This window comes from Corallococcus sp. CA053C (assembly GCF_003611675.1).
Classification (GTDB): domain Bacteria; phylum Myxococcota; class Myxococcia; order Myxococcales; family Myxococcaceae; genus Corallococcus.
On sequence record NZ_RAWA01000033.1, the window covers coordinates 14,745 to 35,385 of the forward strand.

Annotated in this window: 16 protein-coding genes; 8 read left to right on the forward strand and 8 right to left on the reverse strand. The window is 69.9% G+C overall.

All coding sequences use genetic code 11. The annotated features are described in order from the left end of the window. Positions 1-5 precede the first annotated feature (5 nt). Both D7V97_RS06885 and D7V97_RS06890 read right to left on the reverse strand, forming a co-directional pair. Positions 6-680, reverse strand: a complete 675-nt coding sequence (locus D7V97_RS06885) for an HAD family phosphatase (RefSeq protein ID WP_120609797.1) — start codon at positions 678-680, stop codon at positions 6-8. 18 nt (positions 681-698) lie between these two features. Next, complete coding sequence (locus D7V97_RS06890; RefSeq protein WP_147444717.1) at positions 699-1,526, reverse strand: AfsA-related hotdog domain-containing protein; 828 nt, start codon at positions 1,524-1,526, stop codon at positions 699-701. Between the two features lie 427 nt (positions 1,527-1,953). Here D7V97_RS06890 and D7V97_RS06895 point away from each other — a divergent pair, with 427 nt between their 5' ends. The 5 genes from D7V97_RS06895 to D7V97_RS06915 all read left to right on the forward strand — a co-directional run bounded on the left by D7V97_RS06895 (position 1,954) and on the right by D7V97_RS06915 (position 10,594). Then, positions 1,954-3,309 carry a class I adenylate-forming enzyme family protein gene (locus D7V97_RS06895; RefSeq protein ID WP_120609799.1) on the forward strand — a complete coding sequence of 452 codons (1,356 nt, stop codon included), beginning with the start codon at positions 1,954-1,956 and terminating at the stop codon, positions 3,307-3,309. Between the two features lie 23 nt (positions 3,310-3,332). Continuing rightward, positions 3,333-4,085: an SDR family NAD(P)-dependent oxidoreductase gene (locus tag D7V97_RS06900; RefSeq protein WP_120609800.1), complete on the forward strand. Its 753-nt coding sequence runs from the start codon at positions 3,333-3,335 to the stop codon at positions 4,083-4,085. Then, positions 4,079-4,432 (forward strand): hypothetical protein, encoded by a 354-nt coding sequence (locus D7V97_RS44565; protein WP_158623297.1) that lies wholly within the window; start codon positions 4,079-4,081, stop codon positions 4,430-4,432. The genes D7V97_RS06900 and D7V97_RS44565 overlap by 7 nt, the downstream gene beginning before the upstream one ends. Positions 4,433-4,497: 65 nt before the next feature. Then, positions 4,498-9,930 (forward strand): type I polyketide synthase, encoded by a 5,433-nt coding sequence (locus tag D7V97_RS06910; RefSeq protein WP_120609801.1) that lies wholly within the window; start codon positions 4,498-4,500, stop codon positions 9,928-9,930. Between the two features lie 43 nt (positions 9,931-9,973). Further along, entirely contained in the window at positions 9,974-10,594 is a 621-nt protein-coding gene (locus tag D7V97_RS06915; protein ID WP_120609802.1) for a hypothetical protein, read from the forward strand. An 11-nt stretch (positions 10,595-10,605) separates the two neighbouring features. Here D7V97_RS06915 and D7V97_RS06920 read toward each other — a convergent pair whose 3' ends face one another. Continuing rightward, positions 10,606-10,992, reverse strand: coding sequence for a LuxR C-terminal-related transcriptional regulator (locus tag D7V97_RS06920; protein WP_120609803.1), 387 nt, complete (start codon positions 10,990-10,992; stop codon positions 10,606-10,608). Between the two features lie 504 nt (positions 10,993-11,496). Between D7V97_RS06920 and pheA the strand changes: the two genes are divergently transcribed. Both pheA and D7V97_RS06930 read left to right on the forward strand, forming a co-directional pair. Continuing rightward, positions 11,497-12,636, forward strand: coding sequence for a prephenate dehydratase (gene pheA / locus D7V97_RS06925; protein ID WP_120609804.1), 1,140 nt, complete (start codon positions 11,497-11,499; stop codon positions 12,634-12,636). Next, on the forward strand, positions 12,629-13,459 hold the full coding sequence (locus D7V97_RS06930) for a prephenate dehydratase domain-containing protein (protein WP_120609805.1): 831 nt from the start codon (positions 12,629-12,631) through the stop codon (positions 13,457-13,459). Before pheA ends, D7V97_RS06930 begins: the two co-directional genes overlap by 8 nt. Here D7V97_RS06930 and D7V97_RS06935 read toward each other — a convergent pair. Next, positions 13,449-14,585, reverse strand: a complete 1,137-nt coding sequence (locus tag D7V97_RS06935; protein WP_120609806.1) for a 3-deoxy-7-phosphoheptulonate synthase — start codon at positions 14,583-14,585, stop codon at positions 13,449-13,451. The genes D7V97_RS06930 and D7V97_RS06935 overlap by 11 nt on opposite strands. Before the next feature lie 97 nt (positions 14,586-14,682). Continuing rightward, positions 14,683-15,249 (reverse strand): tetratricopeptide repeat protein, encoded by a 567-nt coding sequence (locus tag D7V97_RS06940; RefSeq protein ID WP_120609807.1) that lies wholly within the window; start codon positions 15,247-15,249, stop codon positions 14,683-14,685. Between the two features lie 214 nt (positions 15,250-15,463). Here D7V97_RS06940 and D7V97_RS06945 point away from each other — a divergent pair, with 214 nt between their 5' ends. Then, positions 15,464-17,107, forward strand: coding sequence for a Na+/H+ antiporter (locus D7V97_RS06945; RefSeq protein ID WP_120609808.1), 1,644 nt, complete (start codon positions 15,464-15,466; stop codon positions 17,105-17,107). 12 nt (positions 17,108-17,119) lie between these two features. On the opposite strand, the gene D7V97_RS06950 is transcribed toward D7V97_RS06945, so the two are convergent. From D7V97_RS06950 to D7V97_RS06960, 3 genes are all read right to left on the reverse strand, one after another. Beyond that, positions 17,120-17,953 carry an ActD protein gene (locus D7V97_RS06950; protein ID WP_147444718.1) on the reverse strand — a complete coding sequence of 278 codons (834 nt, stop codon included), beginning with the start codon at positions 17,951-17,953 and terminating at the stop codon, positions 17,120-17,122. A 51-nt stretch (positions 17,954-18,004) separates the two neighbouring features. After that, positions 18,005-18,808 (reverse strand): NAD-dependent epimerase/dehydratase family protein, encoded by an 804-nt coding sequence (locus D7V97_RS06955; RefSeq protein ID WP_120609810.1) that lies wholly within the window; start codon positions 18,806-18,808, stop codon positions 18,005-18,007. 107 nt (positions 18,809-18,915) lie between these two features. Further along, on the reverse strand, positions 18,916-20,610 hold the full coding sequence (locus tag D7V97_RS06960) for a sigma 54-interacting transcriptional regulator (protein ID WP_120609811.1): 1,695 nt from the start codon (positions 20,608-20,610) through the stop codon (positions 18,916-18,918). Positions 20,611-20,641: the final 31 nt, after the last annotated feature.

Here is a 20,641-nt window from a genome sequence, read left to right on the forward strand (position 1 = left end):
TGACTTCAGTTCGCCGAAAGGACCCGCCAGCTGCGCTCGCGCGCGACCTTGAGCATGGCCGGCGAGTCACCCACGACGACGGGGTTGCCCACCTTCTCCATGAAGCAGATGTCCGACACGTGGTCGCCGTAGGCGTAGCAGGCGTCCAGTTGGATGCCCTTGCCCGCGATGTAGCGGGAAATGACCTCCCACTTGCCGTCGCCAATCACCTGCTGGAGCAGCGTGCCGGTGTAGAGGCCATCCTTCACCTCCAGCTCCGAGCACAGCAGCCGGTCCGCGCCGACGTAGGAGCAGATGGGGCCGAGGATGTCCTTGAACGACCCGGAGACGAGCACCAGCTCCGCGCCGCGGGACTTGTGCTCCTTCTGCTCGGAGTACGCCGACGACACGAACAGGTCGCCCCGGTCCATGACCTCCTGGAGCCAGACCTTCGCCGCCGCCTGCAGCTCCGCCTGGGAGATGCCCGCGAACATCTCGTAGAAGCGCTTGTTGAGCGCCGCCCGGTCCGCGGTGGGCGTGTTGGCCTCGTTGATGGCCTGGAATTCCTTGCGCTTCTGGTCCGCTTCCGGCCGCGACGCGTACGGCGTCTTGTACAGGAAGTAATCCATGAACGTGATCATGCTCTTGAAGCGGATCAGCGTCTCATCGATGTCTGAGAAAACGATGTAGTTCTTGCTCATGGCGGCGGAAGTCCTGTTTCAGGCGTCGATTTCGTTGAGAGGAGAGAGGCCAGGCGCGAGCTTGACGAGCGCGAGCCGCGACAGCAGCCCCTCGCGCGCGCTCAAGAGCGCCTTGTCGAAGGCGGCGTACTTCACGAACACCTCCGTGATGCACACGCCGACCTGGAAGAACTCGACCTTGATGTCGAGGAACACCGCGCCCGTCTGGCGCGTGTCACCGCGCTCCGCCACCACCTTCATCGTGATGTCGGTCGGCAGGGGGAAGCCGAAGGTGTGGTACGTGATGTTGTATTCGTTGAGGACGAAGTAGTACGGCCGGCCGATCTGCTCGAGCCAGAACTTCTCCGTCGCCGCCAGCAACATCTGGCGAGACGCCTCGAAGAACACCACGCCCTGGAGGTGGTGGCCGGTGACGTGGTCCCCCATCTCCGCGCAGTCGTCGTCCAGCACCAGGTAGGAGCGGTAGAGGTCCTCCGCCGCGTCCTTGAAGGGGTTGGTGATGATGGTGTTCCGGTCGTAGTGCTTGTGCGTGTACTTGCCGGGGCAGCGGTCGCGGATGCGGGCCTCCTGGATGGAGACGCGGTCGCGCGCGGGGCTCTGCTGGATGCGCTCCTCCAGCACGGCCAGGCGCTCCAGGGACACGCCCTGCCCCACGATGAGGGCGGCGGGCCGCTCCAGGGCGTCCTGCGCGAGCAGGCGCTCCAGATTGGAGACGGTGATCACGCCGGGGTTCTCTCCCGCGAAGGAGACGAACTTGTCACCCACGACATGCAGCGGCAGCGGCGTGACGTGGAGCGGCCGCTCCGTCTGGGTCGGCACCTCGTTGGCGCTCGAGGCCTCGGCCAAATCGGTCAGGGACGCCTTCCGGCGCATTGGATCAACTGTAAACATGCGTTTCCCCCTTCTTCCCCATCTGTCCTGCATCCAACGACTCGGGATGCTTTGCTACGGGCCGCGTCAAGATGCACGTTCACCCGTTTATGTCCTCCACGGGATGACATCGCCCGTGGGACATGACCGGTCCGGCATCGCGTTAAGAGATACAGGAAGCAATTCCTGGCACGCTGTGAAATGAATCACACCCATCTTGTAGACAGCCAGGCAACACGTGAGCCGTGAGCGCCATCCTGCGTCAGCGTACGGATGACATGAACAGGCGAGCATGTTGTCTTTCAAAATGTTTTTTAGTGTCTCGCCGCGATCAAGGGAGCGCCCGGAGGCCGTCTGTCTCCGCGTGGCGCCCGGGATCGGATTCACCTAGAGGGGATGAGAAATGCTTGGGGAAAAGACCGATGTGCAGTGGCTATTGGAGCGCCTGGAGTCCCAGGGCTCGCGGCCTGCTTTGATCTGGGATGGCCAGGAGGTCTCCTATACCGCGCTCGTGGCGCGTGTGAAGGGCTGGCTCGCGGAGCTCCAGAAGCATTCCCTGACGCCGGGCACCTCCGTGGCGCTGCGCGGGGACTACAATCCTGAGACGTGCGCGCTGCTGGTCGCGCTGGTGTTGAACCGCAACATCGCGGTGCCACTGGCCCCCACGGTGAAGACACTGAAGGAGTTCCTGGAGATCGCCGAGTGCGATGCGCTCTTCGAGTTCCAGGGCACGGAGCTCCTGGGCGTGACGCGGCTGTCACCCGCGACGCAGCACCCGCTCAACACCTGGCTCAAGGACCAGGGCGTGCCGGGGCTCATCCTGTTCAGCTCCGGGTCCACGGGCCGCAGCAAGGCGTCGCTGCTCGACTTCGAGAAGATGCTCCGCAAGTTCAAGAAGGCCCGGGCCGGCAGCCGCACCCTCACCTTCCTCTTGTTGGATCACATCGGTGGCATCAACACGATGCTCCACGCGCTCACGTCCGGCGGCACCATCATCCCGCTGACGGAGCGCACGCCGCAGGCGGTCTGCGCCACCATCGAGAAGCACCGCGTCCAGCTGCTGCCCACGACGCCCACGTTCCTGAACATGCTGCTGATGTCGGAGGCGTACCGTCAGCACGACCTGTCGTCGCTGGAGGTCATCACCTACGGCACGGAGCCCATGCCGGCGGCGACGCTCAAGCACCTGCACGAGGTGTTTCCGCAGATCAAGCTCAAGCAGACCTACGGGCTGTCGGAGCTGGGCATCCTCCAGACGAAGTCCAAGGACGACGCGTCCCTCTGGGTGAAGGTGGGCGGCGAGGGCTACGAGCTGAAGGTCATCGACAACATCCTGTGGATCCGCGCCGAGTCCGCGATGGTCGGCTACCTCAACGCGCCCTCGCCCTTCAACGACGAGGGCTGGTTCAACACCGGCGACGCGGTGGAGGTGGATGGCGAGTACATGCGCATCCTCGGCCGCAAGTCGGAGATCATCAACGTGGGCGGGGAGAAGGTCTATCCCGCGGAGGTGGAGAGCGTCCTCCTGCAACTGCCCAACGTGACGGACGCCACGGTCGTCGGGCGTCCCAGCCCCATCACCGGCAACGTCGTCGTCGCCCGCGTCACGGTGCGTGAGCCGGAGGACGTGTCCGCGCTCACCAAGCGGCTGCGCCAGTTCTGCCGCAGCCGGCTGGACGCCTACAAGATTCCGGTGGCCGTCGAGGTGGTGGAGGGACGGCTGCATGGGGACCGGTTCAAGAAGGCCCGGGTCGGCTGACAAGCATTGAGAGGGGGTTCAACGTGTCCACAAACGCAGAGAGTCGTTCCAAGGTCGTCATCGTCAGCGGAGGAAGCCGGGGGCTGGGTCAGGCATTGGTGACCAGCTGTCTGGAGCGCGGCTACACCGTCGCGACGTTCAGCCGCTCGGAGAGCCCGTTCGTCACCGCGCTGCTCTCCAAGGATCCGGAGCATCAGCGTTTCCTCTGGGAGTCGGTGGATGCCACCGACCCCGCCGCGCTGAAGACGTTCGTCAACAAGGTGGCGTCCACCTACGGGCGCGTGGATGCGCTCGTCAACAACGCCGGGGTGGGCATCGACGGCATCCTGACGACGATGCGCACCTCGCAGATCGAGCAGGGCATCGACCTGAACCTGAAGTCCGCCATCTACCTCATCCAGGCGTGCTCCAAGCACATGCTGCAGCAGCAGACCGGCAGCATCATCAACGTCTCCTCCGTCAACGCCGTGCGGGGCCACTCCGGCGTCGCGGTGTACAGCGCGACGAAGGCGGCGCTGGACGGACTGACGCGCAGCCTGGCGCGCGAGTTGGGGCCCAAGCACATCCGCGTGAACTCCGTGGCCCCGGGCTACTTCGAGAGCGAGATGGTCGCGGACCTCACGCCGGAAGCCAAGCAGCGCATCATCCGCCGCACGCCGCTGGGGCGGCTGGGCACGGCGGACGACATGGCGCAGGTCGTCCAGTTCCTGCTGTCACCGCAGGCGTCTTTCATCACCGGTCAAACCATCGTTGTCGACGGGGGAATCACATGCTGAGCCAGGGGCCCAACGCGCAGGAGTTGCAGAAGCTGGTCGTGGAGCACATCGCCTCCATCCTCGAGGAGAAGGCGGCCGAGGAGGGCAAGGTGCCCCAGGTCGCCCGTGAGAACCGGCTGGGCCCGGACCTGGGGCTGTCGTCCCTGGACCTGGCGCAGCTGGTGGCCTCGCTGGAGATCCGCCTGAAGGCGGACCCCTTCCAGGAGCTGGTGCCCATCACCAGCGTCCGCACCGTGGCGGACCTGTGCGCCGCCTACGAGCGGTTCTTCTCCGGAGAGAAGGCCGCGGAAGGCCCGTCCGACGCGCTGCTCGAGAGCAAGCGTCGCGCCGAAGCCCGCCGCAGGTAGTCCCCGCCGTTTCCTGACTTCACCGCCGTCCCCATCGCTCCCTTGCTGCTTCCGGAAGAACCGTCATGAGTTCGTTTGATCATCTCAAAGGCGTCGCAATCATTGGCATGGCGTGCCGCTTCCCGGGCGCCAGGGACCTTGACTCGTTCTGGAAGAACCTGTGCGAAGGCAAGGAGTCCATCTCCTTCTTCAGCCGGGAGGAGCTGGCGGAGGCAGGCGTTCCGGAGCAGGTGCTGGACACGCCCGGCTTCGTCCCCGCCACGCCGTATCTGGAGGACGTGGACAAGTTCGACGCCGGGTTCTTCAGCTACACCGGGCGGGAAGCCACCTTCATGGATCCGCAGCAGCGGCTCTTCCTGGAGGTGGCGTGGGAGTCTTTCGAGAACGCCGGCTACCACCCGGAGTCCATCCGCTCCCCCGTGGGCGTGTTCGCGGGCTCCGGCGGCGTGGTGACCAGCTACCTGGCCGCCTACCAGCAGACCGCGCCGGAGCTGCTGGGGCCCACGGGCAGCGTGCAGCACATCGGCAACGACAAGGACTTCGTCGCCACGCGCGTGTCCTACAAGCTGGACCTGAAGGGGCCCAGCATCAACATCCAGACCGCGTGCTCCACCTCGCTGGTGGCGCTGCACCTGGCCTGCCGCAGCGTGCTGGACGGCGAGTGCGACATGGCGCTCGCGGGCGCGTCCACCATCCGCTTCCCGCACAAGAACGGCTACGTGTACCAGAGCGAGGACATCCTCTCTCCGGACGGGCACTGCCGCGCCTTCGACGAGAAGGCCCAGGGCACCATCTTCGGCAGCGGCGTCGCCGCGGTCCTCCTCAAGCCCCTGCGCGCGGCGATGGAGGACGGCGACACCATCTACGCCGTCATCAAGGGCACGGCCATCAACAACGACGGTGGCCAGAAGGTCAGCTACGGCGCGTCGAGCGTCCCCGGCCAGGCCATGGCGATGCTGGAGGCGATGACGCTGGCGGACGTGTCCCCGGACACGCTCGGCTACGTGGAGTGCCACGCCACCGGCACGACGGTGGGCGACCCGCTGGAGGTCCAGGCGCTCACGCGCGCGTTCCGCACCGGCACCGCGCGCAAGGGCTTCTGCGGCATCGGTTCCGTGAAGACGAACATCGGCCACCTGGAGCAGACGGCCGGCATGGCCGCGCTCATCAAGACGGCGCTGACGCTGCACCACCAGCGCATCCCGCCCACCATCAACTTCCAGAAGGCGAACCCGAAGCTCGGCCTGCCGAGCAGCCCCTTCTTCATCCAGACCGACCTGAGCGACTGGCCCGCCCCTGAAGGCCACCCGCGCCGCGCGGGCGTCAACGGCCTGGGCCTGGGCGGGACCAACGCCTTCGTCGTGCTGGAGGAGGCACCGGTACGTCCGCCGCGGGAGAAGGCCCCCTTCGTCGAGCGCCCGCTCCACACCCTGGCGCTGTCCGCCCGCAACGAGGCGGCGCTCGCCCAGAGCGCGGAGCGGTTCGCCCGGTACCTTTCGGCGCACCCCGACGCGGACCTCGCGGACGTGTGCTTCACCGCGAGCACCAGCCGCACGTTCTTCGAGCACCGCCTGGCGGTGTCCGCGCGCTCCGTGCAGGAGCTGGCGACGCGGCTCGCGACCGCCGCGGGTGATGAGCCCGGCGCGGGCGTGGCGAAGGGCACGGGCAAGCAGCGCCCGGTGGCCTTCCTCTTCACCGGCCAGGGGGCGCAGTACCCGGGCATGGCGGCGGAGCTCTACCGCACGCAGCCCGTCTTCCGCGCTGCGCTGGACGAGTGCGACGCCCTGTCCCGGCCGCACATGGACCGGCCGCTGCTGGGCGTGCTGTTCGCGGAAGGCGACGACGCGAAGCTCGTGAACGAGACGGGCTACACGCAGATCGCCCTCTTCGCGGTGGAGTACGCGCTCGCGGCCCTGTGGGGCTCGTGGGGCGTGAAGCCCGACGTCGTCATGGGACACAGCGTAGGCGAGGTGACGGCGGCCTGCGTGGCGGGCGTCATGAGCCTCGCGGACGCGCTCAAGCTCATCTCCCACCGGGGCCGGCTGATGCAGGGCCTGCCGCGCACGGGCGGCATGGTGGCGGTGTTCGCCTCCGAGGCCCAGGTCCTGGAGCTGATCACGCCCCACGGCGACCTGCTGTCCATCGCTGCCAGCAACGCGCCCCGCAGCACCGTCGTCTCCGGTGACAAGGAGGCCCTGGGCGAGCTGTTCCAGGAGCTGACCCGCCGGGGCATCGACTTCAAGGAGCTGGTCGTCTCGCACGCGTTCCACTCGGCGCTGATGGACCCCATCCTGGATCCGCTCGAGGCCGTGGCAGCGGGCATCCGCTTCCAGAAGCCCAAGCTCAAGGTGGTGTCCAACCTCACGGGCCGCTTCATGGAGGAGGCGCCCACCGCGCGCTACTGGCGCGACCACGCGCGGGGCGCGGTGCGCTTCTCGCAGGGCATGCAGACGCTGCGCGAGGCCGGCTACGAGCTGTTCCTGGAGGTGGGCCCCGGCTCCAGCCTCCTGGGGCTCGGGCGGCAGTGCGTGTCCGAAGGCCCGGCGCAGTGGCTTGCGTCGCTCAGCCGCCAGAAGGGCGACTGGGAGGTGCTGTCGGAGACGCTGCGCGCGCTCTACGTGGGCGGCCACGCGGTGGACTGGGCGGGCTTCGACGCGCCCTTCGCGCGCCAGCGGCTGCCGCTGCCCACCTACCCCTTCCAGCACAAGCGCTACTGGGTGAAGGAGTCCAGCGCCACGGGTCCCGTGCGCCGCGGCAAGGCGTCGCATCCCCTGCTGGGCGAGCGGCTGCGCTCCACGCTGAAGGAGGCCCAGTTCGAGGCCCACTACAGCCTGGACCAGCTGACGTACCTGGATGACCACCGCATCTTCGGCCTGCCGGTGCTGCCCACCACGGCCGCGCTGGAGCTGGTGACGTCGGGCGCCCGCGCCCACTTTGGCGTCACCGACGTGGTGATGGAGCGCTTCCTCTACGGCGCGGCGCTGGTGCTGCCCGAGGACGGCAGCCGCGTCATCCACCTGGTCATCACCCCGCTGGACGAGAAGCGCGCCGCGTTCAAGGTCTCCAGCACCGAAGACCGGCCGGGCGCGCCCTGGGTCCAGCACATCGAAGGCGAGCTGATGCCCAGGCAGGCCGCCATCGGTGAGGACGCGCAGGCGCCGTCCGTGGCGCTCGCGGCCCTGAAGGACCGCTGCGCGAAGGCCATCCCCGTGGAGCGCTTCTATCCGGCGATCCGCGACATGGGCCTGGAGTACGGCCCGGCGTTCCGTGGCATCCAGGAGCTGTGGCAGGGCGAGGGCGAGGCGCTGAGCCGCGTCCGGCTGCCGGAGCACGTGGCGGCGGAGCCCTACGCGTTCCAGCCCGCGTTCCTCGACGCCTGCCTCCACATCTACCCGGCCCTGGCGGACGCCTACGGCGACTTCACCGTGCCGCCGGAGGACCCGCGGCGCACGTTCCTGCCGCTGAGCATGGAGCGCTTCATGTCGCTGGAGACGGGCGTGCGCGAGGCGTGGGTGCACGCGCGGCGCCGTCCAGGTGCCACCGCGGACACGATGGTCATCGACATCAGGCTGCACGCGGAGGATGGGCGCCTGCTCGCGATGATGGAGGGCCTGCAGGTCAAGCGCCTCACGCAGGAGGCCATGCAGCCCGCATCCGTGTCGTCGGGTGATCCCCTGGTGGACTCCATCATCCAGCGGAGCTGGGAGGAGCGCCCCGCGCTCGCCGTGCCCGCCCGCAACAAGGACGCGCTGGCGAACCGCTGGCTCATCTTCGCGGACCGGGGCGGCGTGGGCCGCGCGCTCGCGGAGCAGCTGCGCGCGCTGGGCGAGAAGTGCCACCTGGTGCATCCGGACGTGACGCTCGTGGATGGTGAGCGCCACAAGCCCATCGCGCCGGACGAGCCCAAGCTCTTCCATCGACTCATCCGCGACTACTTCGGCGTCCCGGGCATCTCCTACCGCCACGTCGTCTACCTCTGGGGGCTGGATGCGCCGTCCTCCGAGCGGATGGCGCTGGAGCAGCTCGCGAGCAGCGAGGCGGGCACCGTCGGCAACGCGCTGCTGCTCATCCAGGCCGTCTCGGTGGTGAACTCGGTGACGGGCGCCGCGCCCCGGCTGTGGTTCGCCACGCGCAACGCCCAGGGCCCCACGCCCGGCGTCGGCGCCGTGGAGGTCGCGCAGTCGCCGCTGTGGGCGCTCGGCTCCGCCATGGCCCTGCGCCATGCCGACCTGTGGGGCGGCGTGGTGGACCTGGAGCGTCACGCGGCCGGAGGCACGTCCGATGACGCCGCCGCCCTGCTGGCGGAGATGTGGAACTCGGATGGCGAGGACCAGGTGGTGCTGCGCGGCAGCAAGCGCTTCGCGCCCCGGCTGACCCGGGCCCAGAAGCCCCGGCCGGAGCAGCGCACGCCGCTGTTCAAGGGCGACGCGACCTACCTCATCGCGGGCGGGCTGGGCGCCACCGGACTCCAGCTGGCGGAGTGGATGGTGGCCCAGGGCGGCGTGCGGAACCTGGTGCTGGCGGACGCGAAGCCCCTGGATGACGCGAAGGCGAAGGCCATCGAAGCGCTGACGAAGCGGGGCGCGAAGGTCCACGTGGCCCAGGCGGACCTCACCCAGGAAGCCGACACGCGGCGCGTGTTCGCCGGACTGGAGGGGATGCCGGCGCTCAAGGGCGTCTTCCACTGCGCCTCCGCGCGGCAGGAGGACTTCCTGGACATGATCGTCTGGAAGAAGTTCGCGGCGGGGCTCGCGCCCAGGACGCGGGGCGCGTGGCTGCTGCACGAGCACACGCGGACGCTCAAGCTCGACCACTTCGTCCTCTTCTCCTCCACCCAGAGCTGGCTGGGCTCCGACACCGGCGCGAACGAGGCCGCGGGCGGCGCGTTCATGGAGTCGCTCACCCACCTGCGACGCTCGCAGGGCCTCCCCGCCACGGTCATCCACTGGGGCGCGTGGGAGCTGCCCGGACGGACCCACGCGCAGGGCGCGGCGGCCCATGGCGTCCAGGCGCTCAAGCCCGGACACGCCCTGGAGGCGCTGGACTACCTGCTGCGCCACGACATCGAGCAGGCCGCGGTGACGACCACGGACTGGGCCGTGTGGACCCAGCAGTTCAAGGGCGGCGCTCCGGCGCTGTACTCGTCGCTGGGCAAGGGCGGCACGCAGAAGCGCCGGTCGCAGCGGGCGGGAGAGGATCCGCGCCTGCTCCGGCAGCGCATCCAGGCCGCGTCGGAGGCCGAGCGCCGCGACGTCATCGTGGAGGTGGTGCGCAAGCAGGTGACGGACGTGCTCGGCGCCGACGAGGCCATCGCCACGGATGCACCGCTCGTGGGCTTCGGGCTGGACTCGCTCGTGTCGGTGAACCTGGTCAACCGGCTGGAGCCCGCGCTGGGCGTGCCGGTGCCGCTCGCGAAGCTGCTGCAGGGCGCCAGCATCCAGGCGCTCGTGGACGAGCTGTTCCCCGCATTGCGTCCCGCCGCCAGCAAGGCCGCCTGAGCCTCTTCAGTCCCCCTCCCCGACGAACAACGGAGCACGAGTCATGAGTGGATCAGGGCCCGCACGGTACCTGCTGCTGAACTACATGAAGCTGGAGGTGCGGGACGTGCAGGACGTGGTCTCCGTCCTGCGCCAGCGCCGGCCCACCGACGCGCGGTTGCCCCGCGCCGTCTACCTGCACGAGGGGGGTGACCGGCTGATGGAGTTCGTCGCCCTCCCGGATCCGTCCGGGCTGGGCGACCTGCTGGGCGACGGAGCCTGGCGGGAGGTGGAGGCCGTGGTGCGGCCCCGGCTGACCGTGGACTACCGCCGGCAGCTCCACGAGCTGCGCGACATCGTGAAGGCCACGTCCCCCGTACCGGACGCGGAGCACCTGCAGTTGATGCGCAGTGAGATTGCTCCGGCGGCGCTCCAGGACTACCACGCGTGGCGCCGCGACAGCCTGTTCCCCGCCGTGCGCGGCCACGGCCAGGTGGTGGGCTTCTCCGCCTACCACTCCGTGCTGAGCACGGAGCCGGGAGCCCTGCTCCTCACCCAGCTCGCGTGTCCCTTCGCGAAGTACCTGGAGCAGCCGGAGACGGCCGCCTACCAGGAGCTGCTGAAGCACGCCGCCACGCGCTTCACGCTGGGGGCCCAGCACACGTCGAACTGGACGCGTGTCTGAGCCACCCGGGACTACAGGATGACCGCGTCCGAGCCGCAGTTCTTGCACTGCAGGTGCACGGTCATGTCCCGCACGAAGGCGACGAGCGCGCCCACCGCGTCGTCGCAGTTGAGCTTGCGGTAGATGCGCGTCCAGTAGAGCTTCACGGTCGGGTAGGCGATGCCCAGCTCGGCCGCGATCTCCTTGCTGGTGCGCCCCTTGGACACGAACCGCGTGAAGACCTCGCTCTCGCGCGCGCTCAGCCCCTTCTGCTGGGCGTAGGCGATGGCGATGTCACACAGCCGGTCCCGGGTCCCCGTCGTGCAGCACGGCGTGCGGCGATTCGTCACGGCAGGCGGCTCGGTCACAGTGGTGGCACTGTGCGCCTTCTCCGGTGGTTCGTTTTGAGCCGTCACCATGATCTCCTGAACTGTGCGGTTGGAAGGGGGGATGGGGCCCGTCGCAGGTCTGCTTCCGCCAGCCTCATGAGGGGGTCTGCGGGCTCGGGGTGGAACCGCGCGCTCCAGATGAAGGCACGCTCAACCTACGGTGCCAGCCAAGCCCGATTTCCGGGTCCCGTGTGCCAAAGGAGAAAGTTTCACGCTCCTCGACCATGACATGCGTTTTTCCGTTCATGGACACCCATTCCCCCAATGACTTGACCCGCCGTGAACTATGGGCCAACGCGTCTAACCGCACAAGCATCACGTAAAGTACGATTATCCCGTTCCTTGCCGGGATTTCCGTCCCTCTACGGCGACCTCGGCTCACCGGATCCACGCCAGACGTCTCGGAATCCACGCCACTCGTCTTGCATCACGGGTGGTGCGCCTTCGACGCCATGCAGGCCGTTGGACGACGGCCGCACGGATCACGCCGACGGAGATGATCCGCCCCCTGACGCGAGTTGTTATCTTCTGCCGATGACGGACACCCCCGACCTGGACACCCTGCGGACGGCGCTGGAGCGCGTCGACGAGGACATCCTGGACGCGCTCCAGCGGCGCATGGCCCTGGCGGACGACGTGGCCCGCGCCAAGCTGGCGACGGCCTGGCCCTTCCGGGACCCGCAGCGCGAGGACCTGCTCCTGCGCAAGCTGCGCGGCCGGGCAGCGGAGCGGGGGCTTGATCCCCATGAGGTCGAGCGCCTCTACCGCGTCATCCTGGACATGTCCGTGGCCCGCCAGCAGGCGCTGGTGACGCGGCTGGACACCACCCCGTTGCGGGTGGGCTACCTGGGCGTCGAGGGCTCCTACAGTCACCTGGCCGCGCGCCAGCGCTACGCCCACCGTCAGGGTGGCGTGCTCCTCACGGGCTTCGACTCCGCACGGCACGCGGTGGAGGCCCTGAAGCGCGGCGAGCAGGACCTGCTGTTGATGCCCATCGAGAACACCACCGCGGGCAGCATGAACGAGACGTACGACGTGCTCGCCGCGGGCGACGGCGTCATCACGGGCGAAGTGGTGAGCCAGGTGGATCACCGGCTGCTGGGCGTGAAGGGCGCGAAGCTGGAGGACCTGCGCGAGGTGCTGTCGCATCCGCAGGCGCTGGCGCAATGCGAGGACTACCTGCGCACGCACGTGCCGTGGGCCCGCGCGGTGCTGGGGCCCGACACCGGCGTCGCCGCGCGCACGGTGGCGGACCGCAACGACGTGACGGTGGCCGCCATCGCCAGCGAGTCCGCGGCGAACCGCTTCGGCCTCGTGGTGCTCGCCAGCGACCTGCAGCCCGGCGCGGACTTCACGCGCTTCGTGGAGGTGGGGCGCCAGCCCACGCCGCTCGCACCGGACGTGCCGTGCAAGACGTCCCTGATGGTGGTGCTGGAGCACCGCCCGGGCGCGCTGGGACAGGTGCTGCAACGGCTCACGCAGCGCGGGGTGAACCTCTCCAAGCTGGAGTCGCGCCCCATCCCGGGCGCGCCGTGGCAGTACCGCTTCTACCTGGACGTGGAGGGCCATGCCGCGTCCGCGTCCGTGACGGCGGCGCTGGAGGACCTGCGCCCGCTCACCTCGTCGTTGCGCGTGCTGGGCACGTACCCGCGCGCGGAGCCCATCGATGGGTGACGACGCCCCCCGCATCGCCTTCCAGGGCGAGCGCGGCGCGTATGGGGACGAAGCCGCGCGCGCCTTCTTCGGCGCCTCGGCGGTGCTCATCCCCTGCCCCACCTTCCGCGCCGTCTTCGAGGCCGTGGCCGAGGGCCGCGTGGACGGCGGCGTCGTGCCCATGGAGAGCGCGCTCGCGGGACCGGTGGCGGAGGTGGTGGACCTGCTCCTGGAGTTCACCCCGCGCCTGTCCGGAGAGCTGCGCCTGCGCGTGCGCCACTGCCTGCTGGCGCCACCGGGCCGCCCGCTCGAAGGCCTCACCCGCGCGCTGTCGCATCCGCAGGCACTGGCGCAGTGCGCGGGCTGGCTGAGGAGGCACCACCTGCAGCCGGTGCCGGAGGTGAACACCGCGGTGGCGGCGCGGCGCGTGAGCGAGGAGGCCCCGGCGGGCACGGCGGCCATCGCCAGCCGGGCCGCGGCGGAGCTCTACGGCCTCACCATCGTCGCGGAGGGCATCGAGGACTCGCCGGACAACGCCACCCGCTTCCTCGCGGTGGGCCCGGCCCTGCCGCCACGGACTGGCACCCGGCGGAAGACGTCCCTGGTGCTCACCGTGAACGACGGGCCCGGCGCGCTCGCGGGCGTGCTGGGGGCCTTCGCCGCGCGAGGGGTGAACGTCGCGCGGCTGGAGTCACGCCCGGGCGGCGTCCGCGCCTGGGACTACCGCTGGTGCCTGGACGTGGACGGCGCGCAGGACGTGCCCGAAGTGCGCGCCGCCCTGGATGAGGCCCGGAGCGCGTGTACGTCGCTCCAGGTCCTCGGCAGCTACGCGATCAGCGACTGACCTGCGCGGCCGGGGCCTTGCTGGCCGTCCCGTCGCCGTTCTTCACGGCCTCCGTGTACGCGCCGCGCACGATGGTCGTGTAGCGCTGCAGCGCGCCCAGCTGCTCCAGGCGCAGCGCCTGGGGCCCGTCGCACAGGGCGATCTCCGGGTGCGGGTGGAAGTCCACCAGCACCATGGACGCGCCCGCGATGAGCCCCTGCCCGATGGCGTGGAAGATGTCCGGCAGCCCATCCGGCGGAGCCTCCGCGCGCCCGATGGCGTGCGACGGATCCACGCACACCGGCATGCGCGTCAGCCGGCGAACGACGGGCACGTGCGCGAAGTCCACCATGTTGCGGTGCGGGTCGCCCAGGTGCGTCTTCACGCCGCGCAGGCAGAAGACGATCTTCGGGTTGCCCTCGCTCGCCACGTACTCGCACGCGTTGAGGGACTCCTCCAGCGTGATGCCCATGCCGCGCTTGAAGAGCACCGGGAACGCGCGCTGCTGGCCAATGCTCTTGAGCAGCTCGAAGTTCTGCGCGTTGCGCGTGCCCACCTGGAGCATGACGCCCGTGGGGTTGCCGGCCTGCTTGAGCGCGTCGTTGATCTCGTCGATGTGGCGCGGGTTCGTCACCTCCATCGCGACGACCTTGATGCCGTGCTTGCCCGCGGACTCGAACACCCACGGCAGGCACTTGGCGCCCAGGCCCTGGAACTCATAGGGGTTGGTGCGCGGCTTGTACGCGCCCATGCGCGTGGTGTTGATGCCGCAGCGGTTGAGCGCCGCCATCATCGAATCCACGCTCTCCAGCGAATCCACCGCGCACAGGCCCGCGAAGATGTTCACCGAGCGGTCGTCGAAGGTGACGCCGTTGTATTCAAAGCCCGCCGTGGTGCGCTGGCCGCCGTGCCGGCCGATGATCCGGTACTTCTGCGACACGCGCACCACCTGGCGCACGCCGGGCAGCTGCTGGAAGGGCTCCAGCGGGACCTGCGCGGTGGAGCCCAGCAGGTACAGCTCCGTGATGGTGGACTCGGCGCCCTGGACCACGTGCGCGCGGGGGGTGACGCCCTCGTACTGCGAAGCGAGGTGGAGGACGGCGTTCACGACGGATTCGGGGGAATCCGGCTCGAGCATCACGATCATGCGAAGGGTTCTCCTGAGGAAGGGCGACCGCTCGGCATTCAACACCGTCGCAGCGCCCTTTCCCTCCGCTTTTATTGGAAAATTATGTGAAACAAGCTCAGGAGGAGGCAGGCCTCAGCCGGGTCGCCAGCACTGCGTAGTGCTCCTGCTGGGTAGGGTCACCCAGGTGCTCCCACACGTCCGACAGGGCCTTGGCGGCCTCGACGTAGGCGGGAGACAGCTCGAGCGCCAGCTCGAAGGTCTGTCGGGCCAGCCGGTAGCGGGCCTTGTCCGGCCGCCGGCCCTGCGTCAGCAGCGTGTTACCCAGGTGGTAGACCTCGATGGCGGCGGCCTCCCGGTAGCCGGGGGTGGGGTTGAGTTGGACCGCACGCTCCATCAGGAGGGCGGCGGCCTCGGGCTCCCCCAGGGCCAGCTGGCACAGCGCGGCCTCGCGGTGGGGGTCCGGCGCGGTGGGGTCCAGCTCGATGGCGCGCTGGAAGCCCTTCAGCGCCTCTTCGGTCCGCCCCAGCTGCTTGAGGGCGAAGGCCTTCCCGGTGAGCGCGGGGAAGTGGCTTGGATCCACGGCGAGGACCTGGTCGAAGGACTGGACCGCGGCCTCGTGGTCGCCGGCCATGGAGCGGTGGGCGCCTTCGTTGAACGCCGCGAACAACAACGACCTGGACATCGATCCCCCACGGGACAGGGTGGCGTGGGGCCGCGCGTCCGCACGCGGCCCGAAAGGCGCAAGCCTGTCACCGGGGGTGTCCGCCCTGCAAAGGCGCGCCCCCTCCCCGGCTGATGGCACCCATCGCGTTTGCCGCTGTTTTGTCCCTGTCCGGACCCTGCCGTCCTGCGCTACGCCGCAGGTTCCAGGCGCACCACCCACCGGGGACACCACCATGCACGTGTTCGAGATCGTCATCGCGCTGCTGCTGGGCGGCGCGGGGCTGGCGGCGCTGTCCCGGCGGATCGGCACGCCCTATCCGGCCATGGTGGCGCTCGCGGGGGCCGTGCTGGCGCTGGTGCCGGGGACGCCGGAGCTGGTGTTGGATCCGGAGCTGGCGCTCACGCTCTTCGTCGCGCCGGTGCTGCTGGACGCGGCGTTCGACGCCTCCCCGCGAGACCTGCGCGCGAACTGGAGGCCGGTGGCGAGCCTGGCCCTGGGCGCCGTGGTGCTCACGGTCATCGCGGTGGCGGTGGCCGTGCATTGGATGGTGCCATCCATGCCGTGGGCCGCGGCCATCGCGCTGGGTGCCATCGTCGCGCCTCCGGACGCGGCGGCGGCCACGGCGGTGCTGAAGCAGCTGCGGCCCCCGCACCGGCTGCTCGTCATCCTCGAAGGCGAGAGCTTGTTCAACGACGCGAGCGCGCTGCTCATCTACCGGCTCGCGCTGGGGGCCACGGCCGCAGGCGGCATCGTGGGTTGGGGCGCGGTGCCGATGCTGCTCGTCGTCACGGTGGGCAGCCTGCTGCTGGGGTACGTGCTCGCGCGGTTCACCCTCTTCGCGAACCGGTTCATCGACGACGTGGCCACGGCCGCCATCGTGCAGTTCGGCAGCACGTTCGCAGTGTGGATCCTCGCGGAGCGGCTGCACCTGTCCGGCATCCTCACCACGGTCGTCTACGCGATGACGGCCTCGCGGACCGCGTCCAGCCTGGTCCCCGCGCGGATCCGCATCCCGACGTACGCGGTGTGGGAGGTGGCCGTGTTCGTGTTGAACGTGCTCGCGTTCATCCTCGTGGGCTTCCAGCTCAAGTCCATCGTCGAGCGCTTCGACCGGCCCACCTGGCTGGAATACACCTGGGTCGCGGCGGTGGTGACCGTCACCGCGATCCTCGCGCGCATCGCCTGGGTGATGGGCGTGACGGCGCTTCGCCGGTGGCGGCAGAAGCCTGTCTCCGAGGCGTCCCCGGGCGCCGCCAACGCGGATGCGCTCTCGCCGCATGCCTCCATGCTGGTGGGGTGGTGCGGGATGCGGGGCATCGTGACGCTCGCGGCGGCGCTCGCGCTGCCGACGGGAGGTGAGGGCGTCGCGCCGTTCCCCTTCCGCGACCTCATCCTCTTCACCGCCTTCTCGGTGGTGTTGGGCACGCTCGTGTTGCAGGGCATGACGCTGCGGCCGCTGATGTCGCGCCTGGAGCTGGGCGACGACGACGAGGTCGAACACGAGGTGAGGGTCGCCCGGGTCGCGATGCTCCGTTCAGCGCTGGCGGCGATGGACACCTCGCCGTCCGGCACGGAGATGGCCACGCTCGTGCGGCGGCGCTACGAGCTGCAACTGCGGAGGGCGAAGCAGGTGCTGGAGGGACACGCGGGCGAAGGCTCCGGGCCCCGTCCGGACAGCGTGACGACGCCGTGGGGGCCGCCCTCCGCAGACGCGGAGCTGGTGCGCACCGCGATGTCCGCCGAACGCCAGCGCCTGCTGGAGCTGCGCGCGAATGGAACCATCGGCGATGCCGCGTTCCAGCAGGTGGAGCAGGAGCTGGACTGGTCGGAGCTCGACCTGCAACAACTGCTGCGCGCGGAGGCGGCCGACCTCTGAAAGCGCCCCGCCCTACGGTGCCTTGCGAAGCGTGACGGAGATCTGCCGCAAGGTCTCGGGTAGCGCCAGCCGCGCGTCACGAGCGCCCTGCGAAGGCAGACGTCGCGCGGCCTCCAGGATGGCGGCGACATCGAGGGGGCTGTTTCCGGTCACGAGGATGAAGCGCTCGAAGCCGGGCGCATCGTCCAGCGCATAGGCCTGGGACAGGGGCACCGCGCCGCCGGGCTGGAGCGCGGTGGAGTCGCCGGGATGCGCGGGGAAGTGCAGCGTGACGACCCCGCGTCCATCGAGCGACACCACCACCCCATGCGATTGATCCGCCGCGAGGTAGCTCAGCTGCAACACGTCCCCCGCCCGGGCGAGGGCACCGTCGGAGAGCAGCTCCGCCTCCCCTGCCCCCTGGCGATGGATCCGCAGTCGGGCATCGCCCTTGATCCGCACCGCCTCTCCCAGCACCGACGCAACGGGAGGCGGTGACACGAAGCGCGAGCCGTCCCACACGAGCACCGCCAGCATCGCCGCCACGGGAGCCCCGAGCGCGAACCACCGGCCCCCACTCGCCCACGCGGGCGAAGGCGGAGCCGCGTGGCGCTTCAAGGCCTGTCCCCGACGGCGGCGCTCGACCTCGGCCGCGACCCGCGCGGGTGGATACGTCTCCAGGATGCGGCGGGTGTCCGTGCGCAGCGCGTCCAGCCACGCCCGGGCGTCCGGGTCCCGCGCCAGCAGCGCTTCCACCTCCGCGCGGTCGTGGGGCGACAGCTCCTCCAGGAGGAATCGCTCCAGCTGCCAGCCGGGCAGGCTGCCACGAAGCGGCAGGTCATCCTCCGGTCGCAAGGTGTCGTCCACGTGGGTCTCCTCGTCGCACGAGCAACCCAACACCGCGCGTTGGAGGGAGTGTCACCCCCGCGCCTCTTCCTCCAGGGCCGCGACGAAGCCGGTCGTGAAGTCCGGGTAGCGCGGCGTCCAGCCCAGGGCCTCCAGCTTCGCGGCGACGATGGACCGGTCTCCGCGCAGGGACTCGTGGAGCGACTCCAGGGGCACGCGGGGCGGCATGGGAAGGCCCAGGTGCTCGCTGAGCCAGACCGCCGTCTCCTCCTGCGTCGCGGGGCGCCGGTCCGCCACGCAATACACTTCGCCCGGAGCGCCGCGTTCGAGCACCACGCGCACGGCCTCCACCAGATCATCCACGTGGACGCGGGACACCCGGCCCCCACCCGATTCAGGAATGCGCAGCGTGCCCGCCTTCATCCGGCCTGCGGTGTTGCGCCCGGGACCGTAGATGCCCGCGATGCGCAGCACGCTCGCGCCCACCGGCAGGAAGCGCGCCTCCGCCTCCAGCCGGCCCCGAGCCGAAGCCGAAGTCGGGTCCACGGGCGTCGTCTCATCCACCCGCCCGCGCGCGGCGCCATACACCCCCGTGGACGACAGGTAGACGAGCCGCGCAGGCCGCGCCCGCGACAGCACCTGCGCGAAGTGCGCATCCAGCCCGGCATCCGGAGGCACGGAGTCGACGACATGCGCGTCCCCGGCCCGCGACAGCGCATCGTCGAGCGACAACACCCGCACGCCTGCGCCCTCCAGCAGCGCGCGGCGCGAGGCCTCGCGCGTGGTGGCGATCACCTCGCGGCCGGACCGGGCCTCCACCAGGGCCCACCGGGTGAGCGTGTAGCCACAGCCGAGCAGGACGAGCGGAGCGGTCATGGCCCCCGCGATACCGGGCAACCCCCGTCGCACGCAAGCAAACGGCCCTCCTTCCGTCATCCGGAAGGAGGGCCGTGGTGCTTCGCGATGAGGCAGGAGGCGCGGCGCTAGAACTCGGCGCTCGCGCGAGGATCGATGATGCCGCACTCCTTGATCTTGTAGAGCAGCGCCTTGTAGCTGATGCGCAGCTTGCCGGCGGCGCGGCGCTTGTTCCACGCGGTGCGCTGGAGCATGGACAGGATGGCCTCACGCTCGGCGAGCATCGCGGCGTGCTTGCCAATGTCCTTGAGCGACAGCTCCCCGGTCGGAGGCGGCGGAGGCGGCGGCTGCGGCGCGTCGAACGGGTTGGCGTAGCGCTGCGGCGGAGGCGCCACCGCGTTGAACGGATTGGCGTCCGACACCACGGCCACCGGCACGGGCGTCATCGAGGTGCCGCGCGCGGGCATCTCCAGCACCTGCACGCCCGAGTTCGAATTCGAGTTCGAGGAAGCGCCATGCGGCTGCGACGGCGGGGACGCGAAGACGCGCGCGGACTCCTCGTGATGAGCGTAGCGCGACGGCGGAGGGCTGAAGTCGTCACCGCCGAAGGACGTGGGCAGCGACGGGGCGCTCGCCGGCGTCCGGCCACCGCCGCGGATCTCGTCCAGCACCAGCGAGGGGTCCTTCAGCACGCACAGGCGACGAACCATGTTCTCCAGCTCGCGCACGTTGCCCGGCCACTCGTAGCTGGTGAAGGCTTGGAGCACCTCGTTGGGCAGCTCGGAGATGCCCTCCATGAAGCCCTTGCCGTACTTCTTCAGGAAGTGGTCGGTGAGCGGCACCACGTCCTCACGGCGCTCGCGCAGGGGCGGCAGGCGGATGGCCACGACGTTGAGGCGGTAGTAGAGGTCCTCGCGGAAGTTGCCGAGCGCGATCTCCTTCTCCAGGTCGCGGTTCGTCGCCACCACCACGCGGCTGTCCACGCGGACGCTCTTCTTGCCACCGACGCGGAAGAACTCCTCGTCCTGCAGCACCTGGAGCAGCTTCGCCTGGAGGCGGATGGCCATCTCGCCAATCTCGTCCAGGAAGATGGTGCCCTGATCCGCCAGCTCGAACTTGCCCGGCTTCTCCGCCGTGGCGCCCGTGAAGGCACCGCGCTCGTGGCCGAACAGCTCGCTCTCCAGCAGCTCGCCCGGCAGCGCCGCGCAGTTCACCTTGATGAAGGGACGGCCGTGGCGCTGGCTGCGCGCATGGATCTCCCGCGCAATCACTTCCTTGCCCGTGCCGGACTCGCCGAGCAGCAGCACCGGCACGTCCGTGTCCGCGATGCGCTCCACCAGCGCGCGGGCCCGGCGCATGGCCGGCGACGTGGAGATGAGCACGCGGGCCTCCGCCGCGGCCTCCGCGCGCGTCAGCACCACGCGGGGCGCGGGCGCGGCGGTCTGCCGCTCCGGCACGCGGGTCCCCAGGGCACGCGCGAGCACGTCCTGCAGCTCGTCGTTGCCAAAGGGCTTCGCCAGATAGTCGGAGGCGCCCATCTTCAGGGCCCGCACCGCGTCGTCCGCGCCGGACAGCGCGCTCAGCACGATGACCGGGGCGTTGCCGCCGTTGCCCCGGTAGCGGCGCAATACCTCCAGGCCGCTCATCTCCGGCATCACCACATCCAGGAGGACCGCATCGAAGGAGCCACCGGAGAGCATCTCCAGGGCCTGCGAACCACTCGACGCACACCGCACCTGGTAACCCGAGCTGCCCAACAGCTCGGACAGGAACGTGCGCACCGACTCTTCGTCATCGACCACCAGCACCGCGATCCGATCCATCCCCACGCCTCCGCTCGCCCTGTGCATCAAA

Excerpts from the sequence above, each read along its gene's own strand:
- D7V97_RS06915 (WP_120609802.1), top strand. The coding sequence starts at position 9,974 with ATGAGTGGATCAGGGCCCGCACGGTACCTGCTGCTGAACTACATGAAG.
- D7V97_RS06960 (WP_120609811.1), bottom strand. The coding sequence starts at position 20,610 with ATGGATCGGATCGCGGTGCTGGTGGTCGATGACGAAGAGTCGGTGCGC.
- D7V97_RS06930 (WP_120609805.1), top strand. The coding sequence starts at position 12,629 with ATGGGTGACGACGCCCCCCGCATCGCCTTCCAGGGCGAGCGCGGCGCG.
- pheA (WP_120609804.1), top strand. The coding sequence starts at position 11,497 with ATGACGGACACCCCCGACCTGGACACCCTGCGGACGGCGCTGGAGCGC.
- D7V97_RS06895 (WP_120609799.1), top strand. The coding sequence starts at position 1,954 with ATGCTTGGGGAAAAGACCGATGTGCAGTGGCTATTGGAGCGCCTGGAG.
- D7V97_RS06955 (WP_120609810.1), bottom strand. The coding sequence starts at position 18,808 with ATGACCGCTCCGCTCGTCCTGCTCGGCTGTGGCTACACGCTCACCCGG.
- D7V97_RS06885 (WP_120609797.1), bottom strand. The coding sequence starts at position 680 with ATGAGCAAGAACTACATCGTTTTCTCAGACATCGATGAGACGCTGATC.
- D7V97_RS06920 (WP_120609803.1), bottom strand. The coding sequence starts at position 10,992 with ATGGTGACGGCTCAAAACGAACCACCGGAGAAGGCGCACAGTGCCACC.
- D7V97_RS44565 (WP_158623297.1), top strand. The coding sequence starts at position 4,079 with ATGCTGAGCCAGGGGCCCAACGCGCAGGAGTTGCAGAAGCTGGTCGTG.
- D7V97_RS06940 (WP_120609807.1), bottom strand. The coding sequence starts at position 15,249 with ATGTCCAGGTCGTTGTTGTTCGCGGCGTTCAACGAAGGCGCCCACCGC.
- D7V97_RS06945 (WP_120609808.1), top strand. The coding sequence starts at position 15,464 with ATGCACGTGTTCGAGATCGTCATCGCGCTGCTGCTGGGCGGCGCGGGG.
- D7V97_RS06935 (WP_120609806.1), bottom strand. The coding sequence starts at position 14,585 with ATGATCGTGATGCTCGAGCCGGATTCCCCCGAATCCGTCGTGAACGCC.
- D7V97_RS06910 (WP_120609801.1), top strand. The coding sequence starts at position 4,498 with ATGAGTTCGTTTGATCATCTCAAAGGCGTCGCAATCATTGGCATGGCG.